Genomic DNA, 23,641 nt, shown 5'->3' on the forward strand with positions numbered 1-23,641 from the left:
GCTTTGCTTACCCGCCCTGGATAACACAGAGCCTTCCGTTAAACGTAGGGCGGGTAAGCAAAGCGCACCCGCCGTAATTACGGTTATAAATGATAAACGCCAGCCTTAAACCTTCACCGTCGCTTTTAACGCCACGCCCTGTCGCTGGCTGGAGAGCGTAAACGCCGATACCACCGTTATCGCCAGCACAAAACTGCCGAGGATCAGATAGGTATCCTGGAACCCTATCCGGTCATACATCGTACCGGCGAAGGCGGAGAGGAAAATCGCCGCCATCTGCTTGGCAAACTGGAAACCAATCAGATAAATGGTCGCCGACAGGCGCGTATCGAACACGCCGGTAATGTATTTAAACGCGCCCACCAGCAGGAACGGCACTTCCAGCGCGTGCAGCATTTTCAGCGCCACCACTTCGTACACGGTCGTGGCGAACGCCGAGCCGATAATGCGCGTGGCCATAATCGTGCCCGCAATCAACAGCGTATTCTTCGCGCCGATGCGGTTAATGATCCATGGCGAGCAGAACATAATAATGGCGTTACACAGCTCCCCCGCCGTGGTGGCGAAGCCAAACGCCTGGGTACCCGCCTGCGGCGTCGGGAAGAACGATTTAAAAAACGTGGCGAACTGCTGATCAAACACGTCATACACGCACGCCACGCCCACCACATAGAGAATAAACATCCACAGCTTCGGCAGACGGAACAGGCCCAGCGCCATTTTGGCCGTCACCTGCGGCTGGTTGGCGCCGAGCGCGTTCATCACCTGCGCCGTCTGATTCGCGCGAGGACGCGCCACCAGCAACAGCCCCATCAATACCAGCGCCGCGCAGGAGCCCATCCAGAACACGATAGCCGGGTTAACGTTAAACAACATGCCTGCCGTTGAGGCGCACAGCCCCCAGCCCAGACAGCCGAACATCCGCGCTTTACCATATTCAAAGGCGCTGCTGCGGCTCACGCGCTCAATATAAGCCTCAATCGCCCCGGCGCCTGAAGAGAAACAAAAGCCGATATACAGCCCGCCCGCCAGCGCGCCGAGCCAGATATTCACCTTCAGAAGCGGCCCAAATACCCACAGGAAGAACGGCGCGAACAACACCAGCAAGGTAGTGATAATCCACAGCAGATGTTTCTTTAAGCCCAGCTTGTCGGAAATCACGCCCAGCACCGGCTGAAACGCGATCGCGAACAGCGACATGCAGGAGAAGACGATACCGGTATCGGTTTTGTTCAGGCCAATCACATCCGACAGCCAGATAGGCAAAAACGGAAAGCAGGTGGCCATGATGAAGAAGTAGAAAAAGAAGAAGAGACCAAAGATCCAGAAGTTCGGGTTATTTTTGTAGGTACAGACGGTATTATTCATTATTGTCGCCCTTATAAGACCAGCCCATTAAGGCGCCGCCTGCGCGGCGCCGTTCTGTTACACGCGCTCAAACGCGATAAGTATCGCGGTTTCCGGATCAAGCACCGGCAGTTGCAGCCCCGCCTGCGTCAGCCATTCGCCGCTGGCGCTGACAGGCTCGTTCATCCAGCCGGGCAACTGGCGCATGGTGTGGCCGCCCGCGCCGGTCAGCTGAATATTCGGATGATCCACGAGACGCACCTGGTAACGGGCCTGCGGATCCAGCCCCGGCACGCGCAGCGCGCCCGGCAGCGTGTAGTCTGGCATCGCCAGCTGGCTTACCAGAAACAGCCCCTGTGTCTTGTCCTGGCTGACGACGCCCTGCACCTGCGTGGCGGCGTCCGGCATCTCCACGCGCCACAGGTCGCCGGTATGGATAAGCTCGCGCCATTCCTTATAGAGCGCGGCATAGCGCTGATATCCCGCGGCCTCCTGCGCCCCGGCGCTGACCGGGTCCAGCTCCAGCCCCATGTGACCGAACAGCGCCGTCAGGCCGCGAAATTCAATGCTGTGCTGGCGGAACGTGGCGTGGCAGCGCGGGTTGCCGATATGCGCGCCCATCACTTCCGGCGGGAAGAAGTAGCTCATGCCGCGCTGGATAGTATTGCGCTCCAGCGCGTCGTTGTTGTCGGAGGCCCAGAAGCGGTGCGTGCGCGTCAGCACCTCGAAATCGATACGCCCGCCGCCGGACGCGCAGGATTCAAACTCGACGTTCGGGAAGCGCGCGCGCAGCACATCCAGCAGACGATAGAACTGGCGCGTCTGGGCGTCCGCCGCCGCTTTGCCTGCGTGGCCCGGCTGCACCAGCTCGCGGTTCATGTCCCACTTCACGTAATCGACAGGATGCTCGCCCAAAAGCCAGCTCATGCGTTCCAGCAGATAATCGAATGCGTCAGGCATGTTCAGGTTGAGCACCCACTGATGTCGCCCGGTGGTCTTCGGGTAGCCCGGCAGCGCCAGTACCCAGTCCGGGTGCGCGCGGTAAAGATCGGAATCGGGGTTGATCATCTCCGGCTCCACCCAGATGCCGAATTCCATGCCGAGGTTTTTTACGTGGTGGATCACCGGCATCAGGCCGTCCGGGTATTTCTGTTCATCGAGATACCAGTCGCCGAGCGCCGCGTGATCGTCGTTGCGGCCCTTAAACCAGCCGTCGTCGATGATAAAGCGCTCCACGCCGAGCGCCGCAGCCTCGGTCGCCATCCGCATGATGTATTCCGGCTGGTGGTCGAAGTAGATCCCCTCCCAGGTGTTGAGATGCACCGGGCGCGGTTTATTGCCGGGGAAACGGATGATTTCATCGCGCAGAAAGCGGTGGAACTGCTGGCTCATGCCATTGAGGCCGCGCGAGGAATGGCTCGCGTAGAGCCAGGGCGTGTGCAGCGTCTCGCCGGTCGCCAGCGCCATTTCGCCCGGCAGATAGAGCGCCTCGGCCTGGAGATAGCGCCGCCCGTCGGTTTTCGCTTCGCACTTCAGCCGGTGGTTGCCGCTCCAGCCGAGATGCACGCCCCAGACGTCGCCGTGCTGCTCGCCAAACCCCGGCGTACCGGCGATAAGCGCCGGAAAATGCTCGTGCGAGGTGCGCCCGCGGCGGTTCTCCAGCACAAAGCCATCATGGCTTAACGTCACGCGGTGCGGCTGGAACTCGCGCGTCCAGCGACCATGAAACGCCATCACTTCAAACGCCCGCTCCGCCACCGGCAGCGTGACCGCGAAACGATCCACCTGCCAGGCCCCGTCGCGCAGGTTGGTAAGCCCGTGACGCACTTTCAGCACGCCGCTGTCGCTGAGCGCCAGTTCGCTCACAAGCCGCAACCCGGCGGTGGCGTCTTCACTGGTGATCACCAGCGTTTGCCCGTTCTGGCTCACTTCCCGCGTGGCGAACACCGGCGAGGCATCAAACCCGTTACGGTGCCCTTCCAGCCCCGGTGCGCCGAAAAGCCCGTGACCGTTCTCCGCCATCAGCGTGACGGGCGAATCGCCGTCCAGTCGGCCGTTAGCGACCGGGCGGATAAGGCTCGCGCAATCCTGCGGCGAAAAATGGGCAAGATGCGGCCCCCAGTAGAGAATTTCGGCGAATGGCTGGGTTTTGATAACAACATCGGTTGTGGGGCTGGTCAGACGATAAAGGCGGGTTTCCATAAAAGCATCTCCGGTAAAAAGAATGCTTTTACTGTTGATCCGAAACGTTTCGGATGCCAACCAAAACGTTTCGGATGTGTGATCTGTACGGAATTTTGCTTAAGAAAACGCCTGGTTTTAGCCCGCGGGGTGCAGCGTGTCGCCTTCGAGAAAATCGGGCTGCCAGAGGACCTGAAGCTGCGCTGCGGGTTCGCCCGCGATGAGGCGCTGCACCATGTCCACGATTTGCCGTCCTACGCCTTCGCGGGTGGACTGAATTACCGCAGCCACGTTCATCTCCACAATGCTGTCAGGCGGCAGGCCGTCATACACCACCAGAGAAACCGCCCGATCGCCCTGCAAGCGATTAAGCGTTTGCAGCGCCATGGCGGCGCCGTCGCCGAGCGAGTTGCAGTCGGTCACAATGGCTGTCGGCGGCGAGGACTGCGCCATCAGTTCAAGCACGGCTTTGTAGCCCGCGCGGCGGGTGGGCGGCAGCATCCGCAGGCCGCTGTCATCCAGCTGATGCGCTTTCAGCGCGTCGCGCCAGCCTTCGCGGCGCTGGGTGATAAACGCCTGGCTGTTGTGCTCGCCAAGCATCGCGATGCGCCGGTGGCCAAGCCCGATTAACCGCGCGGTGGCCTGATGCGTACCGGCATAGTTGTCAAAATCAAACCACGCGTAGGGCTGCGGCAACCGGCTGCGCCCGAGCGCCAGGAAAGGAAAATTCATCGTCTGGAGCTGCTGCAGCCGCGGATCGTTATCCAGCGTGTGCGCCACGATCAGCGCATCCACACGGCGGCTTTGCACCAGACGCATATAGCTATGGCTGTCCGCCAGATCGTCATCGGCAATCAGCAGCAAATCGACCTCATGTTGCGCCAGTTCGCGGCTTATCTCGCCCACCATCTCCATAAAGACGCTGTTGTTAAGCGGCACCGGGTGTACCGGGAAGACCAGCCCGACCGCGTCGATTTTGCCCATTTTCAGGCGACGCGCGAATGTATTGGGCCGGTAGCCGCGCCGCGCCGCCTCGGCCTCCACCCGCGCGCGGGTCTCCTGAGAAACGTCGTCATAACCGTTCAGCGCGCGGCTGACGGTGGTAACGGAGAGGCCAAGTTGTGCAGCGATTGCTTTAAGCGACATAAATGAAGTGCCTGATTACCTGATACGTGAGAGTGTCGCCTGAGGTGTTACAGGCGTCCACAGATTCTGTAAGGCTTAATTTTGTTCCGCCACCAGAATCGCCTGAGTATCAGGCTCCAGCGCGCGGAAAATATGCGCCTGCTCGCCCGGGTAGCAGATGTAATCCCCGGCGCACAGTTCCTCCGGCGCCTCGGCGAGCCCCACCAGCGCGCGGCCCTGCGTCACGATAATATGTTCAACTGAGCCCGTCGGGTGCGGCTGCGACAGCCGCTCGCCTTCGGGCTGCGTTAACAGTAAGTAGATATCGCGACGCGCGCCCGGCGGGCAGGTCGCCAGCAAAATCGCCTGATAATTGGCGAGTTCCGCCACAACTTTCGGCCCTTCGCCCCGGCGGATCACCTGCGTTTTATTGGCCTGCGGCTCCATCAGGCGGGCGAAAGGAATATCAAGCGCCACGCATAACGCCCAGAGCGTCTCCAGACTCGGATTGCCGTTACCGGCTTCCAGCTGGGACAGCGTGGATTTAGCGATCCCCGCGCGACGGGCCACTTCGGCCAGCGATAACCCGGCGCGCGTGCGTTCACGCACCAGGCTTTTGGCGATCACGGTAATGGGCTGTGTCATGTCGGGTTCCCTGGTTCGTTAAAATGAACGAACGTTCGTGTTGAAAATAGGCAGCGGCCTGTTCATTATAATGTTCATTCGTTCGTTATGGGTAAAAACGTATGATTCTGCACCGGTTCGCCTGTCTTAAAGGCGACATTATAAAGGCTATTGTGCTGGTCTGTCTGGCCGTCGGCGTAGTGGGTATTTCTTATGGCACGCTGGCGATGGCTTACGGCTTCGCGATCTGGGTGCCGCTGCTGCTATCCATCGCAGTGCTGGCGGGCGCGTCGGAGTTTATTTTTATCGGCATCGTCGCGAGCGGCGGTAGCCCGCTTGCCGCCGCGGCGGCGGGGCTGCTGGTTAACGCGCGTCATTTGCCGTTTGGCATCACGGTACGGGATCTGGTGGGCCGGGGCGCGAAAAGGCTGCTGGGTTCGCACATCATGAACGACGAGAGTGTGGTGTTTGGGTTATCCCAGGCGACGCCCGAGACGCGTAAAGCGGCCTACTGGCTGTGTGGGCTTGGCGTGGCGCTGTGCTGGCCGCTTGGCGTCGTTATCGGCGTGGCGATGGGCTCGCTGCTGCCCGCCCCGGAAACCATCGGTCTCGACGCCGTGTTCCCGGCGATTTTGCTCGCGCTGGTGCTGCCTGCCCTGAAAAATAAAACCACGCTGATTCGCGCGGGCAGCGGCGCGGCGCTCTCCCTTGCCGCCGTACCGTTCGCGCCGGTCGGGCTGCCGGTGCTGCTCTCTCTGGCGGGCTTATTCACGAGGAAGAAATAATGGCGAGCACCATGATGATTCTTGCCGGGATCGGCGTGCTCTCTGTCGGCACATATCTGATGCGCTTTGGCGGAGCGAAGCTCGGTAACAAGCTGGCGCTGAGCGAACGCGCGCAGGCGCTACTCTCCGATGCGGCAACCACGTTGCTGTTTGCCGTGGCGCTGGCGGCGACGTTTTACGAAGGTGAGCATTTTGCGGGTATGGCGAGGGTGCTGGGTGTCGCGTTCGCGCTCTTTCTGGCCTGGCGCAAGGCGCCGTTGATCGTGGTGATTTTTGCGGCGGCGGTCGTCACCGCGCTGCTGCGTCTGGCGGGTATGCCATAAAAAAAGCGCCCGCAGGCGCTCTTTCGACAATGTCTGGCTTATTTGTTCAGTTCGGCGGTCATGTGGACCTGATTGCCGGTGAACGCTTCGGTGATAGTGTAGGTCGCGCCCAGCTGTTCTGCCTGTGCGGCGATTTTGGCTTCCGCGCCGGAGAGCGTGGTGTCAGTCGCGGTCACGGACTGGCCAGCGAAAGCGCCGAAAGCGGTGGCAAGGGTCATAACAGCAACAAAAGATTTGATAGTGTTCATGGCAATATTCCTTCAGGTCTGGTTTAAGTGAGAAGGCGCACTGCCTTCGATGTGTGTAATACTAGACCTGCACACCGCAAACCAAAAGCGGAAGGATTTGCCATTCTTTGTCAGAAAAACTGAACGATAATTATGCGTTCGTATCGCCTGCGATCAGGCGCTGCGGATGCGTATAAATCGTCGCGCGGCCGGGGCGCGAGAAGCCCACCAGCGTCAGGTTGCACCGCTCCGCCACTTCCACCGCGAGCGTGGTGGCGGCGGAAACCGCAAAGAGGATCTCAACGCCACAGGTCGCGGCTTTCTGCACCATTTCATAACTGGCGCGGCTGGAGACCAGCACCGCGCCCTGCTGCCACGCTTCGCGCGCGCGTCGGCCCAGCAGTTTATCGAGCGCGACGTGACGTCCGACATCTTCATGCCCGCCCGCGATATCGCCCTGCGGGGTCAGCCAGGCGGCGGCGTGCGTGCAGCCGGTGAGTTCGCCGACTGGCTGTACGCTAGCGAGTTGACGCAGCGCGCCGTCGAGATTAGCGAGCGCGAAAGTTTGCGTGAACGGCAGCGGGACCAGTGGACGCACGATGTCGTTAAGCTGTTCCACGCCGCAGACGCCGCAACCGGTACGCCCGGCCAGATTACGACGGCGCTCTTTAAGCCCCATGAAGCGACGACTGGAAAGTTCCACCTGAATTTCGATACCATTACACCCATGGATAATATCCATGCCGTAAATTTCGTGTGAAGATTCGACAATTCCTTCCGATAAAGAAAACCCAAGGGCGAAGATTTCCAAATCTTTGGGAGACGCCATCATCACGACGTGAGATATACCGTTGTAGACCAGCGCTACCGGCACTTCTTCCGCCAGCCAGTCCGGCTCAGTGGTGGTCAGATTCTCTCTTTTCCAGAGCGGAAGGGAACGAGCGGCAGTGACGTCGCTCACGTTTTGCAACAGTTCTGGATGGTTCTTATTCACTTTTTATTAACCGTCTGAAACAGCCTCAGCAACATTGTGGTATTCTGTTGCGCCTAATCCCTCCTTGCAAAGAAGGGAATTACGATTGTGAACCGTTGCGGCGGCATCCGCAAAAGAAAAACCATACGACTTACTTTGTGACAATGTCTGAACAAGGAGCAATCCATGCAGGTCAGCAGAAGGCAGTTCTTTAAGATCTGCGCTGGCGGTATGGCAGGCACCACGGCAGCCGCACTGGGATTTGCTCCCGGCGTCGCGCTGGCGGAAACACGGCAATACAAACTGCTGCGCGCCCGCGAAACCCGTAATACCTGTACGTACTGCTCCGTCGGCTGTGGGCTGTTGATGTATAGCCTCGGCGACGGCGCGAAAAACGCGAAATCTTCGATTTTCCATATCGAAGGGGACCCGGATCATCCGGTTAACCGCGGAGCGCTTTGCCCGAAAGGCGCAGGTCTGGTGGATTTCATCCACTCCGAATCGCGTCTTAAGTACCCTGAATACCGCGCGCCAGGCTCCGATAAATGGCAGCGCATCAGCTGGGAAGACGCGTTCGATCGCATCGCGAAGCTGATGAAAGAAGACCGCGACGCTAACTACATCGCGCAAAATGCTGAAGGCACTACCGTTAACCGCTGGCTCTCCACCGGTATGCTGTGCGCCTCCGCGTCAAGTAACGAAACCGGCTATTTAACCCAGAAATTTACCCGCGCCCTCGGCATGTTAGCCGTGGATAACCAGGCGCGTGTCTGACACGGACCAACGGTAGCAAGTCTTGCTCCAACATTTGGTCGCGGTGCGATGACCAACCACTGGGTTGATATGAAGAACGCCAACCTCATCGTTGTGATGGGTGGGAACGCGGCAGAAGCGCATCCGGTGGGTTTCCGCTGGGCGATGGAAGCCAAGATCCACAATGGCGCGAAACTTATCGTGATTGACCCGCGCTTTACGCGCACGGCGTCGGTGGCCGATTTCTATACGCCTATCCGTTCCGGTACTGACATCGCTTTCCTGTCAGGCGTACTGCTGTACCTGCTGAACAACAACAAGTTTAACCGCGAGTATGTCGAGGCCTACACCAACGCCAGCCTGATCGTGCGTGAAGATTACGGTTTCGATGACGGCCTGTTCACCGGCTACGATGCGGACAAACGCAAATATGACAAAACCAGCTGGCACTATGAGCTGGACGAAAAAGGCTTCGCGAAACGCGATACCACGCTTTCTCACCCGCGCTGCGTCTGGAACCTGCTGAAAACGCACGTTTCCCGCTACACGCCGGACGTAGTGGAGAACATCTGTGGTACGCCGAAAGCCGATTTCCTGAAGGTGTGCGAGTACATCGCCGAAACCAGCGTACACGACAAAACCGCGTCGTTCCTGTATGCGCTCGGCTGGACGCAGCATTCCGTCGGCGCCCAGAACATCCGTACCATGGCCATGATCCAGCTGCTGCTGGGCAACATGGGTATGGCGGGCGGCGGCGTAAACGCCCTGCGCGGACACTCCAACATTCAGGGCCTGACCGACCTCGGCCTGCTGACCCAGAGCCTGACCGGCTACATGACGCTGCCAAGCGAAAAACAAGCCGATCTGCAAACGTACCTGACGGCCAACACGCCGAAACCGCTGCTGGAAGGCCAGGTAAACTACTGGGGCAACTACCCGAAATTCTTCGTCTCGCTGATGAAAGCCTTCTATGGCGATAACGCGACGGCGGAGAATAACTGGGGCTTCGACTGGCTGCCGAAATGGGATAAAGGCTACGACGTCCTGCAATATTTCGAGATGATGCACCAGGGCAAAGTCAACGGCTATATCTGCCAGGGCTTTAACCCGGTCGCCTCGTTCCCGAATAAAAACAAAGTGGTCGCTTCTCTGTCCAAACTGAAGTTCCTGGTGACTATCGATCCGCTCAACACCGAAACTTCTACCTTCTGGCAGAACCACGGCGAGCAGAACGATGTTGATCCGGCGAGCATTCAGACCGAAGTGTTCCGCCTGCCGTCCACCTGCTTTGCCGAAGAAAATGGCTCCATCGTGAACTCCGGCCGCTGGCTGCAGTGGCACTGGAAAGGTCAGGACGCGCCGGGCGAAGCGCTGAACGACGGCGAAATCCTGGCCGGTATCTTCCTGCGCCTGCGTAAAATGTACGCCGAGCAGGGCGGCGCGTGCCCGGAACAGGTGCTCAATATGACCTGGAATTACTCGACGCCGGAAAACCCGTCGTCGGAAGAAGTGGCCATGGAGAGCAACGGGAAAGCGCTGGCGGATATCATCGATCCGGTGACCGGCAACGTGCTGGCGAAGAAAGGCGATCAGCTGAGCACCTTCGCGCACCTGCGCGACGACGGCACCACGTCGAGCGGCTGCTGGATCTTCGCCGGTAGCTGGACGCCGAACGGCAACCAGATGGCGCGTCGCGACAACGCCGACCCGTCGGGCCTTGGCAATACGCTGGGCTGGGCATGGGCATGGCCGTTGAACCGCCGCATCCTGTATAACCGCGCCTCCGCGGATCCGCAGGGCAAACCGTGGGACCCGAAACGTCAGCTTCTGTCTTACGCCAACGGCAAGTGGGTCGGCGCCGATATTCCGGATTACAACACCGCGCCTCCGGGCAGCGATGTCGGTCCGTTTATCATGCAGCCGGAAGGCATGGGCCGTCTGTTCGCCATCGACAAAATGGCGGAAGGCCCGTTCCCGGAACACTACGAGCCGTTCGAGACGCCGATTGGCACCAACCCGCTGCACCCGAACGTGGTGTCTAACCCGGCGGCGCGCGTGTTCAAAGGCGATCTGGAAGCGATGGGCAAAGCGGATAAGTTCCCGTATGTCGGCACCACGTACCGTCTGACCGAGCATTTCCACTACTGGACCAAACACGCGCTGTTAAACGCCATCGCGCAGCCGGAACAGTTTGTGGAGATCGGCGAGAAACTCGCCGGCAAGCTTGGCATCGCGCAGGGCGATACCGTGAAAGTCTCCTCCAACCGCGGCTATATCAAAGCCAAGGCGGTGGTGACCAAGCGTATTCGCACGCTCAACGTGGACGGCAAACAAGTGGATACCATCGGTATTCCAATCCACTGGGGCTACGAAGGAGTCGCGAAAAAAGGCTTTATCGCCAACACGCTGACGCCGTTCGTGGGCGACGCCAACACCCAGACGCCGGAATTTAAGGCGTTCCTGGTGAACGTGGAAAAGGTGTAACGGAGACGACTTATGGCTTATCAATCGCAAGACATTATCCGTCGTTCCGCGACTAACGGTTTCACGCCCGCGCCTCAGGCGCGGGACCACCAGCAGGAAGTGGCGAAGCTTATCGACGTGACCACCTGTATCGGCTGTAAAGCCTGTCAGGTGGCCTGTTCCGAGTGGAACGATCTGCGTGATGAGGTCGGTCATAACGTCGGGGTGTATGACAACCCGGCGGATTTGACCGCCAAGTCGTGGACCGTGATGCGCTTCTCGGAAGTGGAGCAGAACGACAAACTGGAATGGCTTATCCGCAAGGATGGCTGTATGCACTGCGCCGATCCGGGCTGCCTGAAAGCGTGCCCGTCGGAAGGCGCTATCATTCAGTATGCCAACGGCATCGTCGATTTTCAGTCTGAGCAATGCATCGGCTGCGGCTACTGCATCGCGGGCTGTCCGTTCGACGTCCCGCGCCTGAACCCGGAAGATAACCGCGTCTACAAATGCACCCTGTGCGTGGATCGCGTGACCGTGGGCCAGGAGCCGGCGTGCGTGAAGACCTGTCCGACCGGCGCTATCCACTTTGGCTCCAAAGAGGATATGAAACAGCTGGCTGGCGAGCGTGTGGCGGAGCTGAAAACCCGTGGTTACGAAAACGCGGGCCTGTACGATCCGGCAGGCGTTGGCGGTACGCACGTGATGTACGTGCTGCACCACAACGACAAGCCGAACCTGTATCACGGCCTGCCGGAGAACCCGGAAATCAGCGAAGCCGTTAAGTTCTGGAAAGGCATCTGGAAACCGCTCGCCGCTATCGGCTTTGCGGCGACCTTCGCAGCCAGCGTCTTCCACTACGTCGGTATCGGTCCAAACCGCGCCGAGGAAGATGAAGACAATCTGCACCATGACGATGATGAGGTGCGTAAATGAAAAGACGTGACACCATCGTGCGCTACAGCGCGCCAGAGCGAATCAACCACTGGATCACCGCCTTCGCCTTCGTGCTGGCGGCGGTGAGCGGGCTGGGGTTCTTTTTCCCCTCCTTCAACTGGCTGATGAACATTCTCGGCACGCCGCAGCTGGCGCGCATCCTCCACCCCTTCGTTGGGGTGGTGATGTTCGTCTCGTTCATGCTGATGTTTTTCCGTTACTGGCACCACAACCTCATTAACCGTGACGATATCCTGTGGGCAAAAAATATCCACAAAATCGCCATGAACGAGGAAGTGGGCGACACCGGACGCTATAATTTTGGTCAGAAGTGCGTCTTCTGGGCGGCTATCCTGCTGCTGCTGCTGTTACTGGCAAGCGGCGTGGTGATCTGGCGTCCATGGTTCGCGCCGATGTTCCCCATCCCGGTTATTCGCCTGGCGCTGCTGGCGCATTCATTTGCCGCAGTGGCGTTAATTGTGGTTATCATGGTGCATATTTACGCGGCCCTGTGGGTCAAAGGCACCATTACCGCCATGGTGGAAGGCTGGGTTACCAAAACCTGGGCGAAGAAACACCACCCGCGCTGGTATCGCGAAGTGCGCGAGAAACAGGAAAAATCATCTGAATGAGTATTCGCATCATCCCGCAAGACCAGCTGGAGAAGAGCGATAAACGTACGGCGGAAGTGATTCCGCCGTTATTGTTCCCCAGACTGAAAAACCTCTATAACCGCCGCGCCGCACGCCTGCGCGAGCTGGCTGAAAATAATCCGCTGGGCGATTTCCTGCGTTTTGCCGCGCTTATCGCGCATGCTCAGGAAGTGGTGCTGTATGACCACCCGCTGGAGATGGATTTAACAGCCCGCATCAAAGAGGCGGCGGAACAGGGCAAGCCCCCGCTGGATATCCACGTGATGCCGCGCGATGGTCACTGGCAGAAGCTCCTGCAATCGCTGATTGCCGAGCTGAAGCCGGAGATGAGCGGCCCGGCGCTGGCGGTTATCGAGAATCTCGAAAAAGCCTCGGCGCAGGAGCTGGAAACCATGGCAAGCGCCCTGTTCAGCGCCGATTTCAGCGCGGTGAGCAGCGATAAAGCGCCATTTATCTGGGCTGCGCTGTCGCTCTACTGGGCGCAGATGGCGAGCCTGATCCCCGGCAAGGCGCGTGCGGAATATGGCGAATCGCGCCAGTTCTGCCCGGTCTGCGGCAGCATTCCGGTCTCCAGCATGGTGCATATCGGCTCAAAACAGGGGCTGCGCTACCTGCACTGCAACCTGTGCGAAACCGAGTGGCATGTGGTGCGCATTAAATGCAGCAACTGCGAGCAGACGCGCGATTTGCACTACTGGTCGCTGGAGAGCGAACAGGCGCCAGTCAAAGCTGAAAGCTGCGGCGACTGCGGGACTTACCTGAAGATCCTGTATCAGGAAAAAGACCCGAACGTGGAGCCGGTGGCGGATGACCTCGCCTCGCTGGTGCTCGACGCCCGCATGGAGCAGGAAGGCTTTGCCAGAAGCTCCATCAACCCGTTCCTGTTCCCGGGAGAGGGTGAGTAAACCTTGTCTGTAGCCCGCTCGTTCAGGGCGGGCTAATTCAGAACATAAGGTATCTCAGCCCCGGCTATTCCACCAAAATCCTTGCTGTTACGAGTGAGCAGCGTGCGTGAATGCACCTGCGCAGTGGCAAGAATGATGGCGTCAGGTAATTTCATTCCGCATTGCTGACGAATCTCTACGCTGCGTTCCGCGACGGATAGAGATACCGGCAGAACCGTAAATGCGCCGAGAACCTCACGCTTTCGCGCTTCCTGATGATACTTACGCGCCCCGACCATCACTTCAATCCAGGTAATCAGACTAATGGCCCGCTTTTCCGGGAATCGTGCCAGCGTTTGTCGCGCTTTCTCGTGGCCCCTGAAAAGATCGATCAGGATATTGGTGTCAAAAACAGCGAGCACGCCCATCTGTCACCACTCGCGACGCAGTCTGCGTTCATACCGCAGGCCATCCTCAGCGTTAATGCCCCACAGACCCAGCGCGTCGCGCAGTATATCCACGTTTTGCAGGCTGGAAGAGAGTTTCGCCGCGTCGCATCCGTGGAGCGTCCGTAACATGTTACGCTCTTCAGGACGACGAACCAGCTCAGCGGGCAGCTCATGAGAAATTCTGTCCATAACAATCTCCTTAATCACCATAGTTTCTATCCTCCTGATAAATTCACAATGGCTAAAAACAGAACAGCACAGGCCAAGATTACCATCCGTCGGCAGAAGCGAGAATGCCCGCATCAATGAACTTTTCCCTTCTGCGAGCCCCCTTCCGTAATCATTTATACAATTACATCAACGGGATAAATATTGAGGGGCGCAGCGCCTGTGGTTGGCCACGCTTATTTCAGCATCGCCAGGGCGGATGAGAGCGTCAGGATAAACAGGAACAGCCCGCCGCCGGTATCGACGACGACTTTCAGCCAGCGCACCGAAAAGCGGCGCGTGGTCAGCACGATAGCGCCGCCGCACAGTAGCAACCACGATGCCATGATGGCGACATGGATGCTGGCGAGCAGCAGATAGTGCATGAACGCCGTTCCGGCGAACGCGGGCGCCACCGTCAGCCAGAGCAGGATCGCTTTGATATTAAAAAGGTTCGCCAGCAGCGCCTCTTTTATACCCGCGCCGTGGCCTGTGTTTTGCTGCGGACGCCGCCAGGCCTGAATGCCGCTTGCGACAAGCCGCAGCGCCAGCCAGAGCAAATAGAGCGTGCCCGTCAGCTGTAAGGTTTTCATCACCGGCGGGTAGCGCGCCAGCAGCTGCGTGACGCCAAGCCCCACCAGCGAGGCGTGAATATAAATCCCGATGAGCGTGCCTGCGATAACGCTGAACACGCCCGTAATGCCACGGTGGATAACGTTATTCATCGCAAGCGTAAAGCTGGCGCCGGGAGAGAGCGCCACCGGCGCGATCGCCAGCATAAAACCTGAAATATCCACGCCGCCGCCTCTGTTCATATCAGCCGTTACTTAACCACAATCACGGCGCGCGCGGTATTCACCAGAAATGACGGCGGATTACCTTCCTTTACGTTGGGTTTGCGCAGGTGCGCCATACTCAAAGGCGGAACACGGTTTGTCACAGAAGGAAGGATCATGCGTAAGTTTATCGGCTTTGACATTGGCGGCACCCATATCAAACACGGCCTGATCACCGAAGAAGGCGAGGAGCTTTCCAGCGACGAATATGACACCCACTACGATCCCGACGAGTTCAAAAACGCCTGGCGCGAGGCGGTTGAGCGTTACCAGAACAATGACGAAATAGCGGGCATCGGCGTCAGTTTCCCGGGCTATATCAATCCCGGCACCGGCCATGTGCCAAAAGCGGGCGCGCTGGAATTCCTCGACGGCTGTAATCTGCTGGAGCTGTTTGGCGAACTGACCTCGCTGCCGGTCACGGTAGAGAACGACGCTAACTGCGCGGCGCTTGGCGAGATGTGGCGCGGCGCCGGGCAGCGCTACGATTCCTTCATCTGTATGACCATCGGCACCGGCATTGGCGGCGGCCTGATCCTCAACCGTGAGCTGATGCGCGGCGCGCACTTCCGTGCGGGCGAATTTGGGGTGATCCCGGTCGGCGACAACGGCGAAAACATGCACCAGATTGCCTCCGCGCGCGGGCTGGTAGAAGCCAGCCGCCGGGCGCTGTCGCTGCCGTCCGACGCCCCGCTGCATGGCAAAGAAATCTTTGAGCGTATGGGTGGCGACGTGCATCTGCGTGAAGTGGTCGAGCGCTGGGTCGGTTATCTGGCGCGCGGCGTTTACAGCGTGGTGTCGCTCTACGATCCGCAGGTGGTGCTGATTGGCGGCGGAATCAGCCAGCAGAAAGAACTCTACCCGATGCTTGAGCGCAGCCTCGAAAAATATAACTTCTGGGATGCGTTGCAGGTGCCCATTCAGCCGTGCCAGCTCGGCAACCAGGCCGGACGGCTGGGCGCGGTGTGGCTCGCGAAACAAAAACAGTAGCCCCGCCGCAACGGGGCTTACGCATTACATCGCCGCGCGATAAATCGCCATGATTTCCGCGTGGTTTGCCTGCACCGGATTGGTAAACCCGCAGGCGTCTTTAAGCGCGTTATCAGCAAGTGTAGAGATGTCCTCGTCACGCACTCTCAGCTCCCGCAACCCTGCAGGAATATGCACCCGGCGGGCCAGCGCGCAAATGGCGGCGATGCAGGCATCCGCCCCTTCGGCGTCATTCATGGCGCTGACATCCACGCCCATCGCCTGCGCGCAGTCGCGCAAGCGGTGCGCCGCTACGGCGCTGTTAAAGCGCTGCACATGCGGCAGCAGGATGGCGTTACAGACGCCGTGCGGCAGGTCATAGAAGCCGCCCAGCTGATGCGCCATCGCATGAACATAGCCGAGCGAGGCGTTGTTAAACGCCATCCCCGCCATAAACTGCGCCCAGGCCATCGCCTCGCGCGCCGCGACGTTATCCCCCTCTTCCACCGCCTGCGGCAGCGAGCGCGTAATCATGGCGATGGCTTTCAGCGCGCAGGCGTCGGTCACCGGCGTGGCGGCCGTCGAGACATACGCTTCAATGGCGTGCGTCAGCGCATCCATGCCTGTCGCGGCGGTCAGCGATTTCGGCATCCCCACCATCAGCGCCGGATCGTTAACCGACATCACCGGCGTCACGTGTTTATCGACAATCGCCATTTTCACGTGCCGCTCCTGGTCGGTGATGATGCAAAAGCGCGTCATCTCGGACGCCGTCCCCGCCGTGGTATTGATGGCGATCATTGGCAGTTGCGGTTTACGGGAGCGGTCGACGCCTTCGTAATCGCGGATATCGCCGCCGTTGGCGGCCACCAGCGCGATACCCTTGGCGCAGTCGTGCGGCGAGCCGCCGCCCAGCGAAATCACGCAGTCGCAGCGGTGAGCGCGCAACATACTTAATCCGGCTTCTACATTTTCTGTCGTCGGGTTCGGGTGCGTGCCGTCGAAGATCACGCTCTGCATGCCTTTCTGCGCCAGCATTTCCTTGAGCTGGCCCGCCATACCCAGCGCTGACAACATACCGTCCGTCACAATCAGCGCGTTGCGATAACCATATTCACAGGCCGTTTTCAGCGCCTCGTCGAGACTATTCATGCCAATCATATTAATAGAGGGAATATAAAAAACAGACGCGGTCATACTCATTATCCTTAATGAATCAAATGAGCTTCAGAAAATACACCGCATGGCAGAGTAAAAAAGCGAGATGCCGCGAATTACGGCGAATTGGTTCCCAGAAAGCACCATAAAATAAAACAGTTAGCGTAATCACCTGGAATTATTCATGAGGTAATTAAAACACGGGGAATATATATTTCCTCAATATATATTCCCCGGTTTCGATATCGTTTTTACAGCGCGGAATTAAACAGCGCGCTGTCGCGCAGCAGATGTTCATTACCGCGACGGCGGGTAAAGCCGATGCGGTCGAAATATTCCAGAATCTGAATCGCCAGCTTGCGGCCCACGTTCAGGCTGTCGCGAAAATCAGCGGCGACGGTCGCGCCTTTTTCGCGATCGAGCGTGCGGATCAGATCGGCGAACGCCACGATGCGATCGTGACGGTAGTAGCGATCTTTGACGATCGCCGTGATAAAGCCCTGCTGCGCGGCGAGCCGCAACAGTTGGCGCATCGCCTGTTCTTCTTCGCCCGCTTCGCGCGCCAGATCGCGCACCCACCAGGGCTCGTCGCCAAACAGCCCCTGGATTTTCTCCCACAGCGCCTGCTGAGGCTCGCTGAAACCGGCCTTATGGCCCGGCAGATGCAGCCAGCCTTCGCGGCTCGCGAGCTGCCCGTCGCGCCGCATCCGTTCGATAAGCGCCAGCACCAGCGGCTCTGGCTCGGAAGGGAGCGCCATGCGCCGCAGGCGTTCGCGGCCAGGGCCGGGCTCTTCGCTGTGCGTTTCATGGTAGCGGGCGAGCGTGGCGAGCAGTTTCTCCTGCCAGCGCGCCGCAAGACTGCTGCTTAACAGATAACCGTTCGCCTGCAGAAACTCCTCGCCGCCCGCCAGCGTGTCGAGCGCCGCCGTGGAGAGCTGGCGCGCCCAGCCAAACGTCACGAGCGCGACCGCGCCGCGCGAGGCGTGAAGCCGCAGCGCTTCGGCGTCGGTTTTAGCGCCGGCAAGTTCGGTGAGAAACGCGAGAAATTCCGGCTGGCGTTTGCCGCGCCGCGGGGCTTCCAGCGTGACGACGCGCGCGCCTGCCAGCGTCTGGCGCGCGCTGATGTCGCGCAGCACCAGACGGTCGTTATCGGCCAGGAAGAGCGGCGTGTCGAACACCAGCTCCGCCAGATTATCTTCCAGCAGCGAGACGCGCCCGGTGACGTGGCTTGCCGCATGATGAATATGCAGCGGCTGCCACTGTTGCAGCGGCGCCTGGCGGTCGAGCGTGACGATGACCCGCTCCGCGGCCTGCGGCGGCGCGTCGCTGAGCAGCCAGTCGCCGCGTCGGATATCCGCTTTCTGCGCATCGCCGCTAATGTTCAGCGCGATGCGCTGACCGGCGAACGCCCGCTCCGTCGGCTGGTTCTGCGCGTGCAGGCCGCGCACGCGCATCGGCGTATTCGCGCCGGTCAGGTAGAGCGTATCGCCGACGTTCACCTCGCCGGAGAGCGCCGTGCCGGTCACTACCAGGCCCGCGCCTTTCACGGTAAACGCGCGATCGACCGCCAGGCGAAAGCGCTGCCCGGCGGGATGCGTGCGTTCGGGCAACGTGCGCAAGTGGTCGCGCAGCGCCTCAATGCCCACGCCTTCGGTGGCCGCCGTCACAAACAGCGTGGCGTCGTGCCAGCCATAGTCGCTCAGTGTTGCCTGGACATCTGCTTTCACCTGCGCCAGTCGCGCCTCATCCACCCGGTCGGCTTTGGTGAGCGCCACGGTGAGCGTCGGCTGGCCGGTCAGGCGCAGAATCGCCAGGTGCTCGCGGGTCTGGGCCATCACGCCGTCATCGCACGCCACCATCAGCAGCGCATGATCGATGCCGCCCACGCCCGCCAGCATATTGGCGAGGAATTTCTCATGGCCCGGCACGTCGATAAAACCGATCACGCGCCCGTCCGGCTGCGGCCAGTAGGCGTAACCGAGATCGATAGTCATGCCGCGTTTTTTCTCTTCCGGCAGACGGTCGGCGTTAATACCGGTGAGCGCTTCAAGCAGCGTGGTTTTGCCGTGGTCCACATGCCCGGCGGTGGCGATAATCATTGCAACAACATCTCCATCAGTCCTGCCTCATCTTCAAGGCAGCGTAAATCGAGCCATAACCGCCCGTCGCCCACGCGCCCGATAACCGGCACCGGCAGACGGCGCCAGCGGGCGGCGAGCGCCTCAAGACGGCTGCCGCGCCCGTCGCGCGGAGTGAACGTGAGCGCAGCACCTGGTAGCCGGTCGACCGGCAGCGAGCCGCTGCCAATCTGCGACAGGCAGGGCGCTACGTCTATCTGAAATTCGTCGCCGTAGCGGGATTCCAGCGCAGGACGCAGGCGCTGCGCCTGCTCGCTGATGTCGGACGCCTGACGCGTCAGCAGCCGCAGCGTCGGCAGCCGCTCAGCAAGTTTTTCCGGGTGCAGGTAGAGACGCAGCGTGGCGTCGAGCGCCGCCAGCGTCATTTTGTCGGCGCGCAGGGCGCGCTTGAGCGGGTGTTTCTGAAGCTTTGCGATGAGCGCCTTTTTGCCGACGATAATCCCCGCCTGCGGCCCGCCCGGCAGTTTATCGCCGGAAAAGCTCACGAGACTCGCCCCGGCGGCCAGCGCCTCCTGCGGCATCGGCTCTTTCGGCAGGCCATACTGGCTGAGATCGATAAGCGAACCGCTGCCGAGATCGACAATCACCGGGACAGACGACGCCTGCGCCAGTTCGGCAGCGTCAACGGTTTTGGTAAAGCCTTCAATCTGATAATTACTGGTATGCACTTTCATCAGCAGCGCGGTCTGCTCGCCAGTCGCCTCAAGATAATCGCGCAGGTGCGTGCGGTTGGTCGTACCCACTTCCACCAGCTGACAGCCCGCCTGGCGCATCACATCCGGAATGCGAAACGCGCCGCCAATCTCCACCAGTTCGCCGCGCGACACAATTACCTCTTTGCCTGCGCCCAGCGCCGCCAGCATCAGCAGCACCGCCGCAGCGTTGTTATTGACGATACAGGCGTCTTCCGCGCCGGTGAGTTCACAGAGTAGCGCCGCCAGCGCGCGGTCGCGGTGGCCGCGCTCGCCGCCGTCGGCGTCATACTCCAGCGTCACCGGCGAGCGCATGGCGCGGGCGACCGCCTCAACGGCCTCTTCCGCCTGCAACGCGCGGCCAAGGTTGGTGTGCAGCACCGTCCCGGTAAGGTTAAAAACCGGGCGCAGCGCGCTTTGCGAACCGCGCGCCAGCCTGTCAGCCGCCGCCGCGGCCCAGTCGTCGCACCACGTCGGCAATGCCTGGCGTTCGCGAATGGCAAGCCGCGCCTCCTCCTGCATCGCGCGAAGCGTGTTGACCACGCGAGTATGGCCGTAGGTGTCCAGCAACGGCTGGAACGCGCTGTCGCGCAGCAGGCGGTCGGTAGCGGGAAGCTGGCTGTAAAGCAGACGGGAATCGGTCGTCATGACGTGAATAAACCTGGATAAAACGTGGCGATAATTTAGCAGGAAACGCGGGGCAGTTCAGTCCCCGCGCACGGTCAGCGCAATAAAGGGCGGTTCGCGCCCGGTCAGGCGCTGGGCGGCTCGGTACGCGCGAAGCTGTCGCGGGTAAAGAGCGCTTCCACCAGTTTCACCAGATGCGGACGCTGCGCGCACCAGCCCGGCGCCACGCGACGGAAATTGAGATAGCCAATAGCGCAGGCCGTTGCGATAGTGGCGAGCGTCAGTTCGTCGGCCTTCAGCGTGCCGTCAGCCACATATCCTTCCAGCGCGTCGAGGCCGCGGTTGATTTTCTCCCGCTGGCGCAGCAGTTCACTTTCCGACTGCTGCTCCGCCGGGCGCGCCTGCTCGCGTACCGAAACCAGCGCCGCGTCCATAATGCCGTCGGCGAGCGCCTCCAGCTGGCGCACTTTCAACGCCGCGCGCGGCGCTTGCGGCACCAGCGCCGGTTGGGCATCCAGCAGCTCGATATACTGCGCGATGATGGGCGAATCAAACCAGGTCTCGCCCTCATCGGTCACCAGCGCCGGCACTTTCCCCAGCGGGTTGTACTGCGCCATGCCGTTCTGTTCGGCATAGGGCGATTCATTTACGAACTCAAACACGATGCCTTTTTCGAGCAGCATCACAGAGATTTTGCGTACAAACGGGCTGGTGTAACTACCGATAAGTTTCATGCCGGGTCCTTTTACGTTAACGCCAGAGAAAGATAAGTATGGGTCAGGATACGCCAAAAGGACGCGCGGCGGCGCGCTAAAACGCACGGCGAGACGCGCCTGGCCGCCGCCTTTTTTCGTCATTTCTCTGCTGTAACTTTCTTACAGACTATCCTTGTTAACGTGAGTGAAAAATGTACGACGCCCGATCGGATTATTCCTGGGAAATATTTTGTGATTCACATCACAAATGAATAACAAAGATGCCGAATGAAAGTGTGATTCTCTTCACATTTAAGAGGTTGTGACGGTGACATTTTGCGCATTGTCTTTTTTTTACACGTCTTTTTTGTGATTCAAATCACGCCACAACACCCTGATCACCCCGACATCACGTGATCACGATCACACTTAACGGGTCTGTCTGGACACCATCGCGATTCAGTGCCAGATTTCGCGTCATCAGAGCATGGGTCCGGCTACCTCTGCCGCCACGTTAACAATAAACCTCGGGCCGCAAGCCTGCGCGTAAACATAAGAAGGGGTGTTCTATGTCATCCGATATCAAGATCAAAGTGCAAAGCTTTGGTCGCTTTCTCAGCAATATGGTAATGCCTAACATCGGCGCGTTTATCGCCTGGGGTATTATCACCGCGTTATTTATTCCCACAGGGTGGTGGCCAAACGAGACGCTGGCGAAGCTGGTTGGTCCGATGATCACCTACCTGCTGCCGCTGCTTATCGGCTATACCGGCGGTAAGCTGGTCGGCGGCGAGCGTGGCGGCGTGGTGGGCGCGATTACCACCATGGGCGTTATCGTCGGCGCGGACATCCCGATGTTCCTGGGCGCGATGATTGCAGGCCCGCTGGGCGGCTTCTGCATCAAGAAATTCGACGCCTCGGTCGACGGCAAAATCAAATCCGGCTTTGAAATGCTGGTGAACAACTTCTCCGCGGGCATCATCGGTATGATCCTCGCGATTCTGGCGTTCCTCGGCATTGGCCCGGCGGTAGAAGTGCTCTCGAAAGTGCTGGCCGCGGGCGTGAACTTCATGGTGGTTCACGACATGCTGCCGCTGGCGTCGATTTTCGTTGAACCAGCGAAAATCCTGTTCCTCAACAACGCCATCAACCACGGCATCTTCTCGCCGCTGGGCATTCAGCAGTCGCATGAACTGGGCAAATCGATCTTCTTCCTGATTGAAGCCAACCCGGGCCCGGGTATGGGTATTCTGCTGGCGTACATGTTCTTTGGTCGCGGCAGCGCCAAACAGTCTGCGGGCGGCGCGGCTATCATCCACTTCCTGGGCGGTATCCACGAAATCTACTTCCCGTATGTGCTGATGAATCCGCGTCTGATCCTCGCTGTTATCCTGGGCGGTATGACCGGCGTATTCTGCCTGACCGTACTGAACGGCGGCCTGGTTTCTCCGGCGTCTCCGGGCTCTATCCTGGCGGTGCTGGCGATGACGCCGAAAGGCGCGTACTTCGCAAACCTGGTGGCGATTTTCGCCGCGATGGCCGTCTCCTTCGTGGTGGCCGCTATCCTGCTGAAAACCAGCAAAGTGAAAGAAGAAGACGATATCGATGCCGCGACCCGTCGCATGCAGGATATGAAAGCGCAGTCTAAAGGCGCGGCAACCGCGGCGAACGCGGATCTGAGCAACGACCTGAGCCACGTGCGTAAAATCATCGTCGCCTGCGACGCCGGTATGGGCTCCAGCGCCATGGGCGCCGGCGTACTGCGTAAGAAAGTGCAGGATGCGGGCCTGAGCCATATTTCCGTCACCAACAGCGCGATTAACAGCCTGCCGGGCGATGTGGATCTGGTTATCACCCACCGCGATTTAACCGAGCGCGCCATGCGTCAGGCGCCGCACGCGCAGCACATTTCGCTGACCAACTTCCTGGACAGCGGCCTGTACGCCGGCCTGACCGAACGTCTGGTTGCCGCGCAGCGTCATACGCAGAACGAAGAGAAAGTCCGCACCAGCCTGCAGGACAGCTTCGACGCCAACGACAGCCATCTGTTTAAGCTCAGCGCAGACAACATCTTCCTGGGCCGTCAGGCGGCGAATAAAGAAGAGGCGATTCGCTTTGCGGGCGAGCAGCTGGTGAAAGGCGGTTACGTTCAGCCGGAATATGTAGACGCGATGCTGGAGCGCGAAAAACTCACCCCGACCTATCTCGGCGAGTCCATCGCGGTTCCGCACGGCACCGTTGAAGCCAAAGACCGCGTGCTGAAAACCGGCGTCGTGTTCTGCCAGTATCCGCAGGGCGTGCGTTTCGGTGAAGAAGAAGACGATATCGCCCGCCTGGTGATTGGTATCGCGGCGCGCAATAACGAACACATTCAGGTTATTACCAGCCTGACCAATGCGCTAGATGATGAAAGCGTGATTGAGCGCCTGGCGCATACCAACAGCGTCGATGAAGTGCTGGCGCTGCTCTCCGGTAAAACCGTGGCGTAAGACCATGCAGAGAGGGACACTGTCCCTCTCTTCGCTATTGAGAAGCTATTGAGATGTTTGTGCTCCACCAGGGCAACCTTACCTCTCCCGCACAGGGAGAGGGCAAG

21 protein-coding genes are annotated in these 23,641 nt (G+C 59.7%); 8 read left to right on the forward strand and 13 right to left on the reverse strand.

Annotated elements, in window-relative coordinates; translation table 11 throughout:
• Positions 1-105: 105 nt before the first annotated feature.
• The 4 genes from AB8W27_RS20060 to AB8W27_RS20075 all read right to left on the reverse strand — a co-directional run bounded on the left by AB8W27_RS20060 (position 106) and on the right by AB8W27_RS20075 (position 5,298).
• Entirely contained in the window at positions 106-1,368 is a 1,263-nt protein-coding gene (locus tag AB8W27_RS20060) for an MFS transporter (RefSeq protein ID WP_012814825.1), read from the reverse strand.
• Positions 1,369-1,425: 57 nt separating this feature from the next.
• On the reverse strand, positions 1,426-3,549 hold the full coding sequence (locus tag AB8W27_RS20065) for an alpha-galactosidase (RefSeq protein WP_041923058.1): 2,124 nt from the start codon (positions 3,547-3,549) through the stop codon (positions 1,426-1,428).
• A 117-nt stretch (positions 3,550-3,666) separates the two neighbouring features.
• Complete coding sequence (locus tag AB8W27_RS20070; RefSeq protein ID WP_012814823.1) at positions 3,667-4,674, reverse strand: LacI family DNA-binding transcriptional regulator; 1,008 nt, start codon at positions 4,672-4,674, stop codon at positions 3,667-3,669.
• A 75-nt stretch (positions 4,675-4,749) separates the two neighbouring features.
• Entirely contained in the window at positions 4,750-5,298 is a 549-nt protein-coding gene (locus tag AB8W27_RS20075) for a helix-turn-helix domain-containing protein (RefSeq protein WP_012814822.1), read from the reverse strand.
• 104 nt (positions 5,299-5,402) lie between these two features.
• On the opposite strand from AB8W27_RS20075, the gene AB8W27_RS20080 reads away from it, so the two are divergent.
• Both AB8W27_RS20080 and AB8W27_RS20085 read left to right on the forward strand, forming a co-directional pair.
• Complete coding sequence (locus AB8W27_RS20080) at positions 5,403-6,062, forward strand: AzlC family ABC transporter permease (protein WP_161578344.1); 660 nt, start codon at positions 5,403-5,405, stop codon at positions 6,060-6,062.
• The gene (locus AB8W27_RS20085) at positions 6,062-6,385 is read left to right on the forward strand and encodes an AzlD domain-containing protein (RefSeq protein WP_007766119.1); all 324 of its coding nucleotides are present in this window, start codon (positions 6,062-6,064) and stop codon (positions 6,383-6,385) included. The genes AB8W27_RS20080 and AB8W27_RS20085 overlap by 1 nt, the downstream gene beginning before the upstream one ends.
• Before the next feature lie 38 nt (positions 6,386-6,423).
• Here the strand turns inward: AB8W27_RS20085 and AB8W27_RS20090 are convergent, their stop codons facing one another.
• Both AB8W27_RS20090 and fdhD read right to left on the reverse strand, forming a co-directional pair.
• Positions 6,424-6,633: a DUF1471 domain-containing protein gene (locus AB8W27_RS20090; RefSeq protein WP_007766117.1), complete on the reverse strand. Its 210-nt coding sequence runs from the start codon at positions 6,631-6,633 to the stop codon at positions 6,424-6,426.
• Positions 6,634-6,763: 130 nt separating this feature from the next.
• Positions 6,764-7,606: a formate dehydrogenase accessory sulfurtransferase FdhD gene (gene fdhD / locus AB8W27_RS20095; protein WP_012814820.1), complete on the reverse strand. Its 843-nt coding sequence runs from the start codon at positions 7,604-7,606 to the stop codon at positions 6,764-6,766.
• A 165-nt stretch (positions 7,607-7,771) separates the two neighbouring features.
• Between fdhD and fdnG the strand changes: the two genes are divergently transcribed.
• From fdnG to fdhE, 4 genes are read left to right on the forward strand one after another with little or no spacing between them, the layout of a single operon-like run.
• Positions 7,772-10,822 carry a formate dehydrogenase-N subunit alpha gene (gene fdnG / locus AB8W27_RS20100; protein WP_108695605.1) on the forward strand — a complete coding sequence of 1,017 codons (3,051 nt, stop codon included), beginning with the start codon at positions 7,772-7,774 and terminating at the stop codon, positions 10,820-10,822.
• Positions 10,823-10,834: 12 nt separating this feature from the next.
• Positions 10,835-11,737: a formate dehydrogenase subunit beta gene (gene fdxH / locus AB8W27_RS20105; protein ID WP_007766109.1), complete on the forward strand. Its 903-nt coding sequence runs from the start codon at positions 10,835-10,837 to the stop codon at positions 11,735-11,737.
• The gene (fdoI, locus tag AB8W27_RS20110; RefSeq protein ID WP_004385165.1) at positions 11,734-12,369 is read left to right on the forward strand and encodes a formate dehydrogenase cytochrome b556 subunit; all 636 of its coding nucleotides are present in this window, start codon (positions 11,734-11,736) and stop codon (positions 12,367-12,369) included. The genes fdxH and fdoI overlap by 4 nt, the downstream gene beginning before the upstream one ends.
• Positions 12,366-13,295, forward strand: a complete 930-nt coding sequence (fdhE, locus tag AB8W27_RS20115) for a formate dehydrogenase accessory protein FdhE (RefSeq protein ID WP_012814818.1) — start codon at positions 12,366-12,368, stop codon at positions 13,293-13,295. The genes fdoI and fdhE overlap by 4 nt, the downstream gene beginning before the upstream one ends.
• A 32-nt stretch (positions 13,296-13,327) precedes the next feature.
• Here fdhE and AB8W27_RS20120 read toward each other — a convergent pair whose 3' ends face one another.
• The 3 genes from AB8W27_RS20120 to AB8W27_RS20130 all read right to left on the reverse strand — a co-directional run bounded on the left by AB8W27_RS20120 (position 13,328) and on the right by AB8W27_RS20130 (position 14,727).
• Positions 13,328-13,702, reverse strand: a complete 375-nt coding sequence (locus AB8W27_RS20120) for a type II toxin-antitoxin system VapC family toxin (RefSeq protein WP_012814817.1) — start codon at positions 13,700-13,702, stop codon at positions 13,328-13,330.
• Positions 13,703-13,705: 3 nt separating this feature from the next.
• The gene (locus AB8W27_RS20125; RefSeq protein ID WP_369832986.1) at positions 13,706-13,912 is read right to left on the reverse strand and encodes a hypothetical protein; all 207 of its coding nucleotides are present in this window, start codon (positions 13,910-13,912) and stop codon (positions 13,706-13,708) included.
• 215 nt (positions 13,913-14,127) lie between these two features.
• Positions 14,128-14,727, reverse strand: coding sequence for a LysE family translocator (locus AB8W27_RS20130; RefSeq protein WP_041924092.1), 600 nt, complete (start codon positions 14,725-14,727; stop codon positions 14,128-14,130).
• Between the two features lie 156 nt (positions 14,728-14,883).
• Between AB8W27_RS20130 and AB8W27_RS20135 the strand changes: the two genes are divergently transcribed.
• Positions 14,884-15,756: an ROK family protein gene (locus AB8W27_RS20135; RefSeq protein ID WP_041923056.1), complete on the forward strand. Its 873-nt coding sequence runs from the start codon at positions 14,884-14,886 to the stop codon at positions 15,754-15,756.
• A gap of 24 nt (positions 15,757-15,780) precedes the next feature.
• On the opposite strand, the gene yiaY is transcribed toward AB8W27_RS20135, so the two are convergent.
• The 4 genes from yiaY to AB8W27_RS20155 all read right to left on the reverse strand — a co-directional run bounded on the left by yiaY (position 15,781) and on the right by AB8W27_RS20155 (position 21,084).
• Complete coding sequence (yiaY, locus tag AB8W27_RS20140) at positions 15,781-16,932, reverse strand: L-threonine dehydrogenase (protein ID WP_012814813.1); 1,152 nt, start codon at positions 16,930-16,932, stop codon at positions 15,781-15,783.
• A 212-nt stretch (positions 16,933-17,144) separates the two neighbouring features.
• Entirely contained in the window at positions 17,145-18,992 is a 1,848-nt protein-coding gene (selB, locus tag AB8W27_RS20145) for a selenocysteine-specific translation elongation factor (RefSeq protein WP_012814811.1), read from the reverse strand.
• The gene (gene selA, locus AB8W27_RS20150; protein ID WP_041923055.1) at positions 18,989-20,371 is read right to left on the reverse strand and encodes an L-seryl-tRNA(Sec) selenium transferase; all 1,383 of its coding nucleotides are present in this window, start codon (positions 20,369-20,371) and stop codon (positions 18,989-18,991) included. The genes selB and selA overlap by 4 nt, the downstream gene beginning before the upstream one ends.
• A gap of 104 nt (positions 20,372-20,475) precedes the next feature.
• Positions 20,476-21,084 carry a glutathione S-transferase gene (locus AB8W27_RS20155; RefSeq protein ID WP_012814809.1) on the reverse strand — a complete coding sequence of 203 codons (609 nt, stop codon included), beginning with the start codon at positions 21,082-21,084 and terminating at the stop codon, positions 20,476-20,478.
• Between the two features lie 530 nt (positions 21,085-21,614).
• Between AB8W27_RS20155 and AB8W27_RS20160 the strand changes: the two genes are divergently transcribed.
• Complete coding sequence (locus AB8W27_RS20160) at positions 21,615-23,534, forward strand: PTS mannitol transporter subunit IICBA (protein ID WP_012814808.1); 1,920 nt, start codon at positions 21,615-21,617, stop codon at positions 23,532-23,534.
• Positions 23,535-23,641: the final 107 nt, after the last annotated feature.

The sequence above is a fragment of the Cronobacter turicensis genome (assembly GCF_041222865.1).
In the GTDB taxonomy this organism is placed as follows: domain Bacteria; phylum Pseudomonadota; class Gammaproteobacteria; order Enterobacterales; family Enterobacteriaceae; genus Cronobacter; species Cronobacter turicensis.